Origin of the sequence: Streptomyces sp. LUP47B (assembly GCF_001746295.1) — a bacterium.
In the GTDB taxonomy this organism is placed as follows: domain Bacteria; phylum Actinomycetota; class Actinomycetes; order Streptomycetales; family Streptomycetaceae; genus Streptomyces.
In genome coordinates this window covers 714,911-728,465 of sequence record NZ_MJAH01000002.1, presented here as the reverse complement: position 1 = coordinate 728,465, position 13,555 = coordinate 714,911, and the positions used below count along the sequence as shown (strand labels likewise).

12 protein-coding genes and 1 tRNA gene are annotated in these 13,555 nt (G+C 72.5%); 6 read left to right on the top strand and 7 right to left on the bottom strand.

Annotated elements, in window-relative coordinates; genetic code table 11:
- Positions 1 to 117: 117 nt before the first annotated feature.
- Positions 118 to 204: transfer RNA gene (locus tag BFN33_RS09875), tRNA-Leu, on the top strand.
- Between the two features lie 227 nt (positions 205 to 431).
- Here BFN33_RS09875 and BFN33_RS09870 read toward each other — a convergent pair.
- Both BFN33_RS09870 and BFN33_RS09865 read right to left on the bottom strand, forming a co-directional pair.
- Positions 432 to 800 (bottom strand): MmcQ/YjbR family DNA-binding protein, encoded by a 369-nt coding sequence (locus BFN33_RS09870; protein ID WP_069759509.1) that lies wholly within the window; start codon positions 798 to 800, stop codon positions 432 to 434.
- Positions 797 to 1,192, bottom strand: a complete 396-nt coding sequence (locus BFN33_RS09865) for an MmcQ/YjbR family DNA-binding protein (RefSeq protein ID WP_069759508.1) — start codon at positions 1,190 to 1,192, stop codon at positions 797 to 799. The genes BFN33_RS09870 and BFN33_RS09865 overlap by 4 nt, the downstream gene beginning before the upstream one ends.
- 129 nt (positions 1,193 to 1,321) lie before the next feature.
- Between BFN33_RS09865 and BFN33_RS09860 the strand changes: the two genes are divergently transcribed.
- On the top strand, positions 1,322 to 2,236 hold the full coding sequence (locus tag BFN33_RS09860) for an AraC family transcriptional regulator (protein WP_069759507.1): 915 nt from the start codon (positions 1,322 to 1,324) through the stop codon (positions 2,234 to 2,236).
- A gap of 184 nt (positions 2,237 to 2,420) precedes the next feature.
- Here the strand turns inward: BFN33_RS09860 and BFN33_RS09855 are convergent, their stop codons facing one another.
- From BFN33_RS09855 to BFN33_RS09830, 5 genes are all read right to left on the bottom strand, one after another.
- Positions 2,421 to 2,663 (bottom strand): hypothetical protein, encoded by a 243-nt coding sequence (locus tag BFN33_RS09855; protein ID WP_069759506.1) that lies wholly within the window; start codon positions 2,661 to 2,663, stop codon positions 2,421 to 2,423.
- Positions 2,664 to 2,949: 286 nt separating this feature from the next.
- Positions 2,950 to 5,391, bottom strand: coding sequence for an FtsX-like permease family protein (locus tag BFN33_RS09850; protein ID WP_069759505.1), 2,442 nt, complete (start codon positions 5,389 to 5,391; stop codon positions 2,950 to 2,952).
- Entirely contained in the window at positions 5,385 to 6,122 is a 738-nt protein-coding gene (locus tag BFN33_RS09845; protein ID WP_069759504.1) for an ABC transporter ATP-binding protein, read from the bottom strand. Before BFN33_RS09845 ends, BFN33_RS09850 begins: the two co-directional genes overlap by 7 nt.
- Before the next feature lie 191 nt (positions 6,123 to 6,313).
- Positions 6,314 to 6,826 (bottom strand): DedA family protein, encoded by a 513-nt coding sequence (locus tag BFN33_RS09840; RefSeq protein WP_069759503.1) that lies wholly within the window; start codon positions 6,824 to 6,826, stop codon positions 6,314 to 6,316.
- A gap of 733 nt (positions 6,827 to 7,559) precedes the next feature.
- Positions 7,560 to 9,050 (bottom strand): AfsR/SARP family transcriptional regulator (locus BFN33_RS09830; RefSeq protein WP_256122699.1); only part of this gene is annotated, 1,491 nt, incomplete at its 3' end.
- A gap of 377 nt (positions 9,051 to 9,427) precedes the next feature.
- Between BFN33_RS09830 and BFN33_RS09825 the strand changes: the two genes are divergently transcribed.
- From BFN33_RS09825 to BFN33_RS09810, 4 genes are all read left to right on the top strand, one after another.
- Entirely contained in the window at positions 9,428 to 10,708 is a 1,281-nt protein-coding gene (locus BFN33_RS09825) for a sensor histidine kinase (protein WP_069759501.1), read from the top strand.
- 17 nt (positions 10,709 to 10,725) lie between these two features.
- Positions 10,726 to 11,340: a response regulator transcription factor gene (locus BFN33_RS09820; RefSeq protein ID WP_256122698.1), complete on the top strand. Its 615-nt coding sequence runs from the start codon at positions 10,726 to 10,728 to the stop codon at positions 11,338 to 11,340.
- 162 nt (positions 11,341 to 11,502) lie between these two features.
- The gene (locus BFN33_RS09815) at positions 11,503 to 11,955 is read left to right on the top strand and encodes a phospholipase (protein WP_069759499.1); all 453 of its coding nucleotides are present in this window, start codon (positions 11,503 to 11,505) and stop codon (positions 11,953 to 11,955) included.
- 90 nt (positions 11,956 to 12,045) lie between these two features.
- A complete protein-coding gene (locus BFN33_RS09810) occupies positions 12,046 to 13,530 on the top strand; it encodes a DUF2252 domain-containing protein (RefSeq protein ID WP_079140736.1) in 1,485 nt (494 codons plus the stop codon).
- Positions 13,531 to 13,555 lie beyond the last annotated feature (25 nt).

Sequence of the window (13,555 nt, the reverse complement as noted above, 5' to 3'; positions counted from 1 at the left end):
GCTGGTGGGCGGCTGCCCCCGGATATGGGATGTGAATCCACCTCCTCCACCGTGCTAATGTTCTGCGTGTCGGAAGGCGCCGCACCGCAAGGCCAGGAGCCCGAGGACACACCCAATGCGCGGGTGGCGGAATAGGCAGACGCGCTGGATTCAGGTTCCAGTGCCCGAAAGGGCGTGGGGGTTCAACTCCCCCCTCGCGCACCATGAAGAACCGACGGAACGGGTCTTCACCAGTGACGAAAGTCATGGTGAGGGCCCGTTTCTCGTTGTCGGGTCGTGCCTGCCCGGAGACGGACGTGGCAGGGTCTCGGCGGTGAGGTATCTCACGGTATCGGGGCCCTGCTTTTGGTGCTGTTCGTTGTCTTCCGGGGAGGGTCGGCTTCCGGGTCGGTGGCGGCGAGGCTCGCTGTTCGCGGGGCAGCTCGCAGTGCTCATGGGGCACTGGGGCGCTCGCGTCGAGGCAGCCGCTCGACGACCAGGTCGTAGGAATCCTCGACCGCGTCGGTGACCAGCCGCTCGGTGATGCCGGGTCCCGGGCCCAGGGAGATCCAGTGGCGTTTGTCGAGGTAGCGGCCCGGTGTGATCGAGGCGTAGCCGCGTACGTGAGCGCGGGCGCGTTCGGGTTCGCACTTGACCGTGATGATCTGATCGTCCGGGTCGTCGGTGACGATCAGGAACACCTTGCCCGCGACCTTGTACACGTCGAGTCCCGGGGTGAAGGGGTGGCCGTGGCTGACGTCGGGGAGGGCCAGGGCCGCTTGGCGGGCGGTGTCCTGGAGCCGGTCGCCGGCCGCGCTCACCGGGCCGCCCGCGTGCCGGTGCCGTAGGTGTGCGGGTCGACGGGCCGCACGGCCCTGGGCAGGTGGGCGACGACGAGCCGGTAGGAGTCGGTGACGAGCTCCTTGATGAGCTCCTTGTCGACGCCCTCCCCGCTCTCCAGGGTGATCCAGTGCTTCTTGTTCATGTGGTAGCCGGGCGTGATGTGGCTGTACTGCTCCCGCAGGGCGTCGGCCTCGCCGGGGTCCGCCTTGAGGATCACGACGGGACGCCCGGGGACTTCGGTCATCAGCATGAACACCTTGCCTCGTACCTTGAAGACCTCCCAGTCGTCACCGAAGGGATGCTCGAGCTGGGCTCCGGGAAGCTCCTCGGCGCAGGCGGCGGCGGTCTTGTGCAGGGCGGATCCATTCATGGGTGGTGAGCCTTCTCGGGTGGTGACGGACTGGGGCGTCGAAGGAGGCGGAGGGCGCGCCGCGCAGGCGCGGTGGCACCTCCCATCCTTGCGTCGAAGCCGACGGGAAGGGCGGTAGGCTGCGGACACATGATGGTCGACAGGCGACACTCGGGGTCGAGCGGGCAGGCCGGACCGGCTGCGGTTCCGCTGTACGGTTTCCAGCCCCCGGTCGGTACTCCCTACGGCCTTGAGGTGAGTACCGTCGAGGAGTTCTTCGCCCAGCACGACGACTGGCCGTGGAGCCCGCCCCGTCCTGGCCGTGCCACCTTCCACTACCTGATCCTGGTCACCGAGGGTGAGTTGCGGCACGACGTCGACCACGTGACGCGGACCGTCGCCCCCGGCCAGTGGCTGTGGGTGCGTCCCGGGCACGCGCAGTGCTGGCATCCGCCCGGCGCGGCCCGCGGCCCGTTCATCCTGTTCGAACCGGACGTGCTGCGGCCCGACCTCGCCCGTCTGCTGGCCCCGCTCACCGCGCACGACGCCCCCGCCGTGCTCGGCCCGCACCCCGACGACACCGCCTGGCTCCAGCAGACGGCACTCCAGCTCCTGGACGAACACCGCGCACTGGGGCGCCGCCCCCTCGACGTCCACCACGCCCTGCGGCGCAGCCTGCTCGAATCGCTGCTGCTGCGCCTGGCCAACTCGCCGGGCATCGCCCCCATCGGCACGGCCACGGCCGGCACGGACCGTGCCGACCGGTACGTGCGCTTCCTGGACGCCCTGGAGCTGCACTTCCGGGAGCTGCACCAAGCCGCGGACTATGCCGAGTTGCTCGGGTGTTCGGTCCGCACCCTGAGCCGCGCCGCCCGGGACGCCACCGGCAAGGGGGTACGTGAACTCATCGACGAGCGGCGCCTCCTGGAAGCCCGGCGCCTACTGGGAGCTGCCCGATGGGATGCCCGGACGGTGGCCGTCCACCTCGGCTTCACCGATCCCGCGAACTTCGGCCGCTTCTTCCGCGACCGCACCGGCCTCACCCCGGCCGCCTACGCGACGTGAGAAGTGAGGACCGACACGTGAACGGAAACGAACGCCTTCGCTCCGATCCGCACCCGGCCGGGCTTGCGCGACAGGGGGCGAACAGCGTGGAGGAACTCGGCATGAGGCCGACCGACAGCCGCCGGCGACGCCGCACCGGCGACGATGCGGGCCGTCGTCGCCCGGACCGGCGCCCCGGTGACCGTCAGGGGCGGGCGATGTTCTTGAACAGGTCGAGGACCGCCTGGTAGCGGGCGCCGGGCTCGTGGGGAGGTTTGCCGACGCTTCCCGAGGTGGGCCGGTCCGTGACGGCGGGCCACAGGCGGGTCTGCTCGCCGGTGACGAAGTCGAGGACGATGTCGCGGATACGCGTGTCACGGTCGGCCTGTTCAGGGCTGCGGCCCGGCTGTTCCTGGCCGACCAGGGCGTACATCTCGGTGCCGTGCACGGCGGGTGGCCGCCCACGGCCGTGAGCCGTTCACCGGGCCACGCAGGATCGCGGTCGCGATGGCAGAGGTGTACGACCCCGCGGCCTGATTTTTTGTGCCCGTTGTTTCACGTGAAACATGCGCCGTACCGCCGTAGCGGAACAGTGGGTTGTAGTCGTACGACGGCCGGGTCGCCCTGCGAGAGGCGGCCCGGCCGTCGCTCCGCCCGTGGCCCCGGGGTGGGCCCGCGAGCGGGGTGACGCCGACCGGGACGGGGGAGGTACCGATCGGCGCCGGATCAGGGAGTCACTCCCGCATGCCGGCCAGTTCCACCGCCCGGCGCCGCATGGCCAGCCCGGCGGGGGCGACCGAGAACACCACCGCGAGCACGGCACAGGCACCCACGGTCGCCCCGAGTTCCGCCCACGGCATCTCCACCGGGCTCCACACCGACAGCAGACCGAGCGCGCTCCACATGCCCGCCAGGTTGAGCCCGGCGACCAGGAGTCCGAGCACTCCGCCGACCGCGACGACCATCAGGGCCTCGCCGGCGACCAGCCGCAGCACCTGCCACTGGGTGGCCCCGGCCAGCCGCAGGACGGCCAGGTCGCGCACCCGGTCGGAGGTCGCCATGACCATCGTGTTGGCCAGGGAGATCCCGGTGTACAGGAGGGCGATGCCGAGGACCAGTATGAAGCCGTACCGGGTGGTCCGGTTGGTCTCGGGGTAACTGGCCTGCACCCACTGGGCCTTGGTGAAGACATGTCCGCCCGCCGTGGTGAGCGCGGCGGCCACGGCGGCCGGGTCGGCACCGTCGGCGAGAGCCACGTCCACCCGGTCGACGCTCGCGCCGGGGGCGTTGGCGGGCGTGACGTAGGCGCCGTTGTTGCCGGTGCCGGTCGTCATCACCGCGGCGATCCGCAGCGACTTCTTCGTGCCGTCCCCGAGCCATACGTCCACGCTCTGTCCGACGGTGTGCTTCTCCCACTCCTCGTTGACGATGATCGAGTCGTCGTCGAGATCGCTCACCTTCCCGGCGGCCAGCGGCAGATGCACGGTCTTCGCGAGGGGGCCCGCCTCGGCCGCGCGGGCCTCGGACTTGATGAGCGCGACACCCTCCTCCAGGACGTACACGGCACTCGACGAGGTCGTCGAGACCACGGCACCCTTGACCGCTTTGAGCTTCTTCACCGTCGCCGCGTCGAACCCGGCGTCCCCGGCCGGGGTGACGACGAACGAGGCGGCCGTCTGCTCGCGGGTCTCGGTGGCCTTCGCCTCGTTCAGGGTGGCCGTGGCGCCCAGCAACGAGCCCGCGAGGGCGACGGTGACCAGGACGGGCGCCGCGATCGCCGCCGTCCGACGGATGCCGGCGGCCGCGTTCTCCCGCACCAGCATCCCGCCCGCGCCGGGCAGTTGGGCCGGCAGCCAGGCGATCAGCCGGGTGAGCGGACGCACCAGGATCGGCGCGAGCAGTGCGATCGCGGTGATCAGCAGCATCGGACGGCTCACATAGGTCTTGCGGTGCAGCAGCTCGCCCGGGTCGGAGAACAGGGCGAGCCCCAACGTCACCGCCGCGGTCACCAGCAGCCCCGCCCCGAACACCCAGCGGCCCCAGGTCATCGCCTTGGTGTCCACGGACGCCTCGCGCAGCGCCTGGGTGGGCCCGGTGCGGCCGGCCCGCCAGGACGCGGCGATCACCCCGAACAGCGCGACGAGCAGACCGGTCCAGAAGGCCATGTGGTACGGCCAGGTGAAGTCGCCGATGGTGAACCAGCTGGGCGCGAGATCGCCGTCGACCACCCACGCGGCGAGCTTCGGGGCGCCGTACGCACCCAGCGCACAGCCGGCCGCCGACGCCAGCACGCCGACCACCAGGGCCTCCGCGAACACCATCCGCCGGATCTGGCCGGGCGTGGCCCCCGCGGTGCGCAGCAGGCCGAACTCCCGACGCCGCTGGGCGACCGCGAAGGCGAACGTGGACGCCACCACGAACACCGACACGAACGCGGTGACCCCGCCGGCGGTGCCGAACATGGCGTTCATCGCGGTGAGCGCCTCGCTGTCGCGGTCCGGGTCGGCGTCCGCGAGACGGCGGTCGGTGCCGGTGAGGACCTGGAGATCCAGGCCCCCGACGGCCTCGCGCACCTCCGCCGCATCTGCCTCGACCACCAACTGGGTGCTCTTGGGGGACAGTTCGGCGGCACGGGCGTCGGTGTAGAAGACGGCCTCCTCGAAGTCGCGCGAGGCGACGGTGCCGACCACCGTCACGGTGCCGCGGTCGGTCGTGACGCGCTCACCGGGCCGCGCCCAGTCGCCGCTGACGACCACTTCGTCGGCTGCGCGGGGAGCACGGCCCGCCTCGATCTCGTACGGTGCGAAGGCGGCCGTGGACCAGGGGTGGCCGACCAGGTCGCCGGGGCCTGTGGCGGCCCGCACGGCGAAGGACCGGTCCGCGACGACCGTGCCGAGCCGCCGCAGCTTCGCCACGGTCTCCTCGGGCACTGCCCGCGGGTGGGCGAGCTTCTGGGTGCGGTCGCCGATCGGGGTCGGCACGGACAGCGTGTCCTGCCCCTGGACGACGACCGGTGCCGCGGCGAACCGCTCCGGCTGTCGCTCGGGCGCGTCCAGGGAGGAGGCGAGAGCCAGGCCCATCACGGCGAGCAGGGCGACACCCAGCGAGAGCGCGACGAAGCTGCCGACGAAGGTGACCCAGCGGGTACGCAGGGTGCGCAGGGCGACGCTCAGCACGGCACTGCCTCCAGCTTGGTCATCCGGGCCGCGATGTCGTCCGCGCTCGCGCCGATCAGCTCACCGTTGACACGGCCGTCGACGAGGAAGACCACGCGGTCGGCGTACGAGGCGGCCACCGGGTCGTGGGTGACCATGATGATCGTCTGTCCCTCGCGGTCGACCATGGAGCGCAGCAGTGTCAGCACCTCACGGCTGGTCTGCGAGTCCAGGGCGCCGGTCGGCTCGTCGCCGAAGAGGACATCGGGGCGTGTGATCAGCGCGCGGGCCAGCGCGACGCGCTGCTGCTGGCCACCGGACATCTCGGTGGGCCGGTGCCGGGCACGCTCGCCGAGACCCACCTGCTGGAGCACCTCCCGGACCTGGGACTTCGGCACCCGCCGGCCGGCCAGCCTCAGCGGCAGGGCGACGTTCTGCTCGGCGGTCAGCGCGGGCAGCAGGTTGAACGCCTGGAAGACGAACCCGATGCGCTCGCGTCGCAGCAGCGTCAGCTTGGTCTCACTGAGCCTGGTCAGCTCGGTGCCGCCCACCGAGACCGAACCCGAGGTGGGACGGTCCAGCCCCGCCGCGCACTGGAGCAGGGTCGACTTGCCGGAGCCGGAGGGGCCCATGACAGCGGTGAAGGTACCGCGCGGGAAGGAGAGGGAGACCTGGTCGAGGGCCGTCACGGCGCTGTCGCCCGACCCGAAGCTCCTGCTGACGGAGCGCAACTGGATGGCGTCGTTGTTCATCTGTCCCAACTCGTTCGGTGTCGGTCCTCCCGCGCACCTGGGCGGGACGGAGGGGTCGGGGCCCGGACAGGCCCTTGGGGAGCCGGCGCCGGCACGGCCATTGTGGGCGGGGCCGAGGTGCCGGGACCGGCGTTGCGCGTGGCAGGTGACTGCCGTGGCAACAGGCTGCGTGGGCCGCCGCCTGGGCGCTGTCACCCGGGTCCGGCGGGCCCGATGACATAGCCGATGAGGACGAACGCCGGGGCCCACACCGCGCTGCTGACCACGGACCACAGCAGATAGCGCCGCAACGGCATCCGGGTCGCCCCGCACAGGGTCGGCACCAGGGTGCGCAGGACGGCGGTGAAGCGGCCGACGAACACCGCGCCGGCGCCCCGGCGTTCGATGAGCCCGAGAGCCCGCTCGGTGTACCGGCGTCCGCCCGCCCGTGCCTGGAGCGGTGCCAGCACCCGGCCCTTCCAGCGCCGCCCGACCGCGTATCCGGCCAGGTTGCCGAGGACGGCACCGATGAGCGCGGTGAGCAGCGCCGCCTCGACCGTCACATGGCCCTGCCAGGCGAGCATCCCGCCCAGCACGACCGCCGTCTGCCCCGGCAGCAGCGCGCCGATCACCGGCAGAGCCGCCTCCAGCGCGGGCAGCAGCACCACGGCGAGAATGCCGACGCCGCCGTGCGCCGCCATCTGCTCCGCCAGCCAAGCCGTCATCCGGGTGCCGCCTCTCTCGTCCTCTCGGTGAGTCCACGAAACCGCGTGCGGACACTCCGGCGCAGTGCGGCAGGGACGAGACTTGGGGTAGGGCTGGGCATACCCCCAGGGCTCGGGCCGGCTCACCGGGCTGTCGCGAGGGCTCGCCGTGGGAGCTCGGCGGGGGAGAGCGGATCAACTCGCGTAGCGCGCCGTGACGGCCGTAGGACCGGCGCTCAACCCGCCGCCGTGAGCCGCCGGTCGGCGGTCTTGCCGGCGCTCCCGGTCACCGCCGCCAGGCGTACCAGTTCGTGGAAGCGGTAGCGCGGGCGGCCCTCCGCGTCGATGCCCGCCATCTCCAGCAGCGCGCCCTCGACCAGCCGCTCCAGCAGTTCCTCGGCCATGTCCTCGGACAGCCCGGCCTCCACTCCGGCCTCGGCCGCGGTGAACGTGCCGCCGGCGGGCGACGCCAGCACACCCGCGAGATCCCGTTCGGCCTGCGGCCGCGCCCGCAGCGCGGAGCCGAGGACGCGGCCCACGTCCAGGTCGCCGATGCGCAGCTCGCCGAGCCGCAGCGCGGGGTCGGCCAGCCGCCGGGCCAGCCGCGCCGCCGGCCGGTGCGGACGGGCGGCGAGCCGGATCGCGGCGGCCCGTAGCGCGAGCGGCACCCCGGCACAGGACCGCACGATCATGTCGGCCGCCTCCGGCTCGACCACGATCCGGCCGTTCCCGGCGATCGTGGCGAGCAGCGCGNGGGGTCGGCCAGCCGCCGGGCCAGCCGCGCCGCCGGCCGGTGCGGACGGGCGGCGAGCCGGATCGCGGCGGCCCGTAGCGCGAGCGGCAGCCCGGCACAGGACCGCACGATCATGTCGGCCGCCTCCGGCTCGACCACGATCCGGCTGTTCCCGGCGATCGTGGCGAGCAGCGCGAGGGAATCCGAGGCGCCCATCGGCTCCAGGACGACGGTGCGTGAACCGGGCACGGCGGTCAGCCGGTTGCGGCTGGTCACCAGCACCGCCGCGTCCGTCGTGGGCGGCAGCAGCGCGTCCAGCTGGAGCTCGCCCGCCGCGTCGTCCAGCAGGATCAGCAGCCGGCGCCCCGCCGTACGGGTGCGATAGCGGTGGATCAGGTCGTCCAGTCGGTCCGGGGCGTCCTGCGCCGCCATGTCCTCGCTCCGCTCACCGAGCGCCCGCAGCAGCCGTACGAGCACCTCGGCCGAGTCCTTGACCGTGCCGTCCTCGTTCCGTAGCCGGGCGTGCAGCAACCCGTCGGGAAACTCCCCGGCCATGGCGTGCGCCACCTGAAGGGCGAGGGCGGTCTTGCCGACCCCGGCCATCCCGGTGATCAGCAGGCGCCGCGTCCGGAAGCCCGCGAGCCGGCCGGCCGGCGCCAACTGCGCGCACAACTCGGCGAACTCGCCCTCCCGGCCCGTGAAGTCGGCGGTCGCCGGCGGCACCATGACCGGCGGCGACCCCAGGGACACCGGCCCGGTGGCGGGCGGCTGCGGCAGCAGACCCAACTCCCCGCTGAGCACCCCCTGGTAGGTGGCCGTCAGGTCGGGCCCCGGGTCCACCCCGAGCTCCTCGGCGAGCACCCCGCGCCCCTCGTGGAAGACCCGCAGCGCCTCGGCCTGCCGCCCGCACCGGTACAGGGACGTCATCAGCTGGGCGCGCAGCCGCTCCCGTACCGGGAACTCGGCGACCAGACCCGTCAGTTCGGAGACGACCCGCTGGTGCCGGCCCAGGACGAGGTCAGCCTCGATGCGGTGCTCCAGGGTGCTGGTGCGGGCCTCCTCCAGCCGCGGCAGCTCCGCCTCGGCGAGATGGGACGTCACATTGGCCAGCGCCGGACCCCGCCACAGCTCCAGTGCCCGCCGCAGGGTCTCGGCCGCGTCCTCGAACCGCCGCTCCTCCAGCGCCCGCCGGCCCAGCCGGTCCAGCCGCTCGTACTCCGAGACGTCGACGTGGGCACCGGCCGCCGTCAGCTGGTAGCCGGGCTGGCGCCGGACCAGGTCGACCCCGGGGCCGAGCAGCTTTCGCAGCCGGGATATGTAGGTGTAGATCTGCGCGTTCATGGTGGCGGGCGGACTCCACCCCCACAGCAGTTCGCTCAGCCGTCCGTCGCTCACCACCCGTCCCCGGGCGAGCAGCAGCACGGCGAGAACCGTGTGCACCTTGGAGCCGGACAGCGCGATGCGCCGGGCCCCGTCTCTCGCCTCCACCGGTCCGAGAAGCTGGAATTCCACGTGTGACTCCCCCATCTCGTGCGGCCATGGCCCAGGAAACGGCCCGGCCGGCGCGGAACGCCGAAGCGTCGTCCTTTGGCCATTGTTCGCACCGCACGTTGGCGGAATTGTGCCTTCAATTTGGCAGCAGCCTGCCGTGGCAAGAGCCTGCGAGCGGACGGCCGTGACCCGTCGTGGGGCGGCCGGGACCGCCGCACGACTGCCCGGGCGGCCGTACGGCAGATCCGTGTCCCGCCGCTGACCTGGCCGGATCCCGTCGCTCCCGCCGCCGGGGGTATGGCTGGCCCTACCCCCGGCCCGCCCCCTGGACCCATGGCCGGGTGCCCCGCCGTCCTTCTACGGTGATTCCCATGCACCCTCGGAATGTGTGGCAGGCCATGTCCCGGCCGGGCTTCCTGCTGTCGGCGTGGCCCTGGCGCTCGGTCGGCTACCTGCTGACCGGCGCGGTCACCGGAGTCCTCGCCCTTGTCGGGCTGGTGACGCTGGCGGCCGTCGGCGGGGCGCTCGCCATAGTGCTCGTCGGGCTGCCGCTGCTGGTCGTGCTGGCCCTCGCCGGTCTTCCGGTGGCCTGGGTGGAGCGGCGCAGGCTCGGCCTGGTCGACCTGGACCCGGCACCGGACCCGCACCAGGCACCGGCCGCCGAGGGACTGATGTCCTGGCTGACGACCCGGTTGAAGGAACAGGTCACCTGGCGCGAACTCGCGTACACCGTGCTGTTCGCGGGCCTGCTGTGGCCCCTGGACGCGCTGGTGTTCACGGTCGCGCTGCTCTTCCCGGTCTCCATGGCCGCCACTCCGCTGTTGATGGCCACCATCGGCGAGGGCCGCGAGACGAAGGTGCTCAAGCAGTGGACGGTCACCACCTGGCCGACGGCGTTCGGGGTCGCCGTGCTCGGTGTCCTGCTGCTGGCTCTCGGCGCCTACGTCCTGGGCGTCGCGGCCGGCGCCCGCGCCGAGCTGACCCGGCTGCTGATCGCCGACCGGGACGGCGACCTGGGCGCCAGGGTCGTCGAACTCAGCCGGTCACGGGTGCGGTTGGTGGACGCCTTCGAGGCGGAGCGCCGACGCATCGAACGCGATCTGCACGACGGCGCCCAACAGCGCCTGGTCGCCCTGTCGATGACCCTGGGCCTGGCCCGCCTCGACGCCCCGCCCGGACCGCTCGCCGACCAGCTCGCCAAGGCCCACGACGAGGCGGGCAAGGCCCTCGCCGAGCTGCGCGAACTCATCCACGGCATCCACCCGAAGGTCCTGGCGGACTACGGCCTCGGGGCCGCCGTGGCCGACGCCGCCGACCGCTCCGCGGTTCCCGTGGACGTGGATCTCCCGCTGCCGGGACGGTTCGAGCAGGCGGTGGAGGCGGCCGCGTACTTCGTGGTCTGCGAGGCCCTCGCCAACATCGCCAAGCACAGCGGGGCCGGCCGCGCCCAGGTGGGCGGGGGGTACACGGGCGGGCGGCTGGTCATCGAGGTGCGTGACGACGGCCGCGGCGGCGCCGACGCCTCGGCGGGCAGCGGACTGACCGGACTCGCGGACCGGGTATCGGTCCTGGATGGCAGACTCTCCCTGTCCAGCCCGCCGGGCGGACCGACCCTGCTGCGTGTGGAGTTCCCTTGCGAGGTGACCGAGTTGAGCGAGGCGGCCGATCGCTTCGCGTAGTCCTGGCCGAGGACAGTGTGCTGCTGCGCGAGGGCCTCATAGGCCTGCTGGGCCGCTGCGGTCACGAGGTGGTCGCGGCCGTCGGCGACGCGCAGGCGCTGATCGCGGCGGTCGAGGAGCACGGCCCGGACATCGTGGTCACCGACGTCCGCATGCCGCCCGGCTTCCAGGACGAGGGCCTGCACGCGGCGGTCCGTCTCCGGGAGAGCCGCCCCGCCCTGCCGGTGCTGGTGCTCAGCCAGTACGTGCAGCGGACGTACGCCTCCGAGCTCCTCGACTCCGGCGACGGCACGGGCGTCGGCTATCTGCTCAAGGACCGTGTCGGCCAGGTCGAGGAGTTCGTCGACGCGCTGTCCGAGGTCGCGGACGGCGGCACGGTCGTGGACCCCGAGGTCGTACGGCAGCTGCTGCGCCGGCGCCGTGATCCGCTGGAGCGGCTCACCCCGCGCGAGCGGGAGGTGCTGGCGCTGATAGCGGAGGGCAAGTCCAACGGGGCCATCGCGCGGGAGCTGGTGGTGTCGGAAGCGGCGGTGGGCAAGCACATCGGGGGAATCCTGACGAAGCTGGATCTACCGCCGGCGGACGAGACGCATCGAAGGGTGCTGGCGGTCCTCGCCTATTTGCGGGCGTGACCGCCTTCTGCGGCGCTCTGGGCTTGTGCCCGGTTCGAGGTCGGTGGGGGTGACCTCCTTCTATAGCTGCGGCATGTGTTCGGCATAGGGCTTCGGCCTTCGCTGGGCCACGCCCCGGTGAATCCTCGTCGGGGCGTGGCCCATGCCCCGGAGGAAGAGCCCATGCGCCGTCGTCTCGCCGCGCCGCTGTTCACCGTCTCCCTCGCCGTGACAGCCGTCCTGCTACCGGCTTCCGCCGCCCAGGCCGCCCCGGCCGACAAGGCCGCCGTGCTCAGCAGCTGGACCCAGACCGGCGCAAGCAGCTACAGCGCCTTCTTCGCCGCCCGTGCGAACCAGGGCGCCTGGAGCGCGTACGGCTTCGACTGGTCGACCGACTCCTGCACGACCTCTCCTGACAACCCCTTCGGATTCCCGTTCGCGAACGCCTGTGTCCGCCATGACTTCGGCTACCGCAACTACACGTCGGCAGGCACCTTCGATGCCGCCAAGGCCCGCCTGGACGACGCCTTCTACGCCGACCTCAAGCGCGTGTGCGCCACGTACTCGGGTGTGAAGAAGACGTCGTGCGACGCGACGGCGTGGACCTACTACCAGGCGGTGGACAAGCTGGGCTGAGCCACTGTCCACGGAGTTCTTCCACAGCTGCGGAGTTGTCCACAGGGTCTGACGCGTTTTGGCTGGTGGTTGTACGGTCGGCACGAGTTGATGTTCCTGCGAGTCACGGGGGAGGCGGTCGCGGTGACCGAGGCCGATGTGGAGACGACGGCCGGGGCGCGGGCCGGTGAGACGGCCGGCGCTGCGGCAGGGGCCCGGCGGCACTTGGTGCGCGGCTTCGCGCAGTGGCCCGTGGAGGGCTCCCCCAAAAAGGAGGGCAAGGCACTGCGGGAGAGCGTCCCGCGTGCCGCCCATGCCGCACTGGACCTCGAGATCTCCCGTCCCGCCGCGGTGGAGGCGGTCGAGGAGTCGAGCCGGGGCCGCCTCCCTGAGCTGACCCCGCTGCGGGTGGGGCGGATGGCGGCCACACCGTTCGCCTTCCTGCGCGGCTCGGCGGGCCTCATGGCGTACGACCTCGCCCGCACGCCGATGACCAGGATCCGCGCCCAGATCTGCGGCGACGCCCACGCGGCCAATTTCGGGCTGTACGGCGACGCCCGCGGCGACCTGGTCATCGACCTCAACGACTTCGACGAGACGGTGTACGGCCCCTGGGAGTGGGACCTCAAGCGGCTCGCCGCGTCCCTGGTCCTCGCGGGCCGGGAGATCGGCGCCGACGAGGAGACCTGCCGCGCGGCGGCGCACGGCGCGGTGGGTGCCTACCGGCGCACCATGCGGCTGCTCGCCAAGCTCCCGGTGCTGAACGCGTGGAACGCGATCGCGGACGAGGAACTCGTCTCCCACACCGACGCCCATGATCTCGTCGGCACGCTGGAGCGGGTCTCGGAGAAGGCGCGAGCCAACACCAGCGGGCGCTTCGCGGCGAAGTCGACGGAGCCGACCGAGGACGGCGGCCGGCGGTTCGTGGAGGCCCTGCCGGTGCTGCGCCGGGTGCCCGACGCGGAGGCCGCGGCGGTGGCCGCGTCCCTGGAGCACTACCTGACCACCCTCTCCGAGGACCGTCTCCCCCTGCTGGCCCGCCACGCGGTGCACGACGTGGCGTTCCGGGTGGTCGGCACGGGCAGCGTGGGCACCCGTTCCTACGTCGTCCTGCTGCTGGACCACCGCGGTGAACCGCTGGTCCTCCAGGTCAAGGAGGCGAGGGCCTCGGTCCTGCTGCCCCACCTGGTCACCGCCGGCTTCGAGGCCCCGTCGGTGGACCACGAAGGCCGCCGGGTGGTCCTGGGCCAGAAGCGGATGCAGGTCGTCAGCGACATCCTGCTGGGCTGGACGACCGTCGAGGGCCGCCCCTTCCAGGTCCGCCAGTTCCGCAACCGCAAGGGCAGCGTGGACCCGGCCGCCCTCTCCGCCGACCAGATAGACGACTACGGCCGTATGACCGGCGCTCTTTTGGCCCGCGCCCACTCCCACAGTGCCGACCCCCGCCTGATCTCCGGCTACTGCGGCAAGAACGACGAACTCGACGAGGCGATCGCCACCTTCGCGGTGACGTACGCGGACCGGACGGAGGCGGACCACGCGGAACTGGTGGCGGGGATCCGGTCGGGAAAGGTGGCGGCGGAAACGGGGGTGTGAGGAGGCCGGAGCGCTGGGTGGGCGT

Coding starts and splice junctions, on each gene's coding strand:
- BFN33_RS09825 (WP_069759501.1), top strand. CDS start 9,428: ATGTCCCGGCCGGGCTTCCTGCTGTCGGCGTGGCCCTGGCGCTCGGTC.
- BFN33_RS09860 (WP_069759507.1), top strand. CDS start 1,322: ATGATGGTCGACAGGCGACACTCGGGGTCGAGCGGGCAGGCCGGACCG.
- BFN33_RS09845 (WP_069759504.1), bottom strand. CDS start 6,122: ATGAACAACGACGCCATCCAGTTGCGCTCCGTCAGCAGGAGCTTCGGG.
- BFN33_RS09815 (WP_069759499.1), top strand. CDS start 11,503: ATGCGCCGTCGTCTCGCCGCGCCGCTGTTCACCGTCTCCCTCGCCGTG.
- BFN33_RS09840 (WP_069759503.1), bottom strand. CDS start 6,826: ATGACGGCTTGGCTGGCGGAGCAGATGGCGGCGCACGGCGGCGTCGGC.
- BFN33_RS09810 (WP_079140736.1), top strand. CDS start 12,046: ATGTTCCTGCGAGTCACGGGGGAGGCGGTCGCGGTGACCGAGGCCGAT.
- BFN33_RS09865 (WP_069759508.1), bottom strand. CDS start 1,192: ATGAATGGATCCGCCCTGCACAAGACCGCCGCCGCCTGCGCCGAGGAG.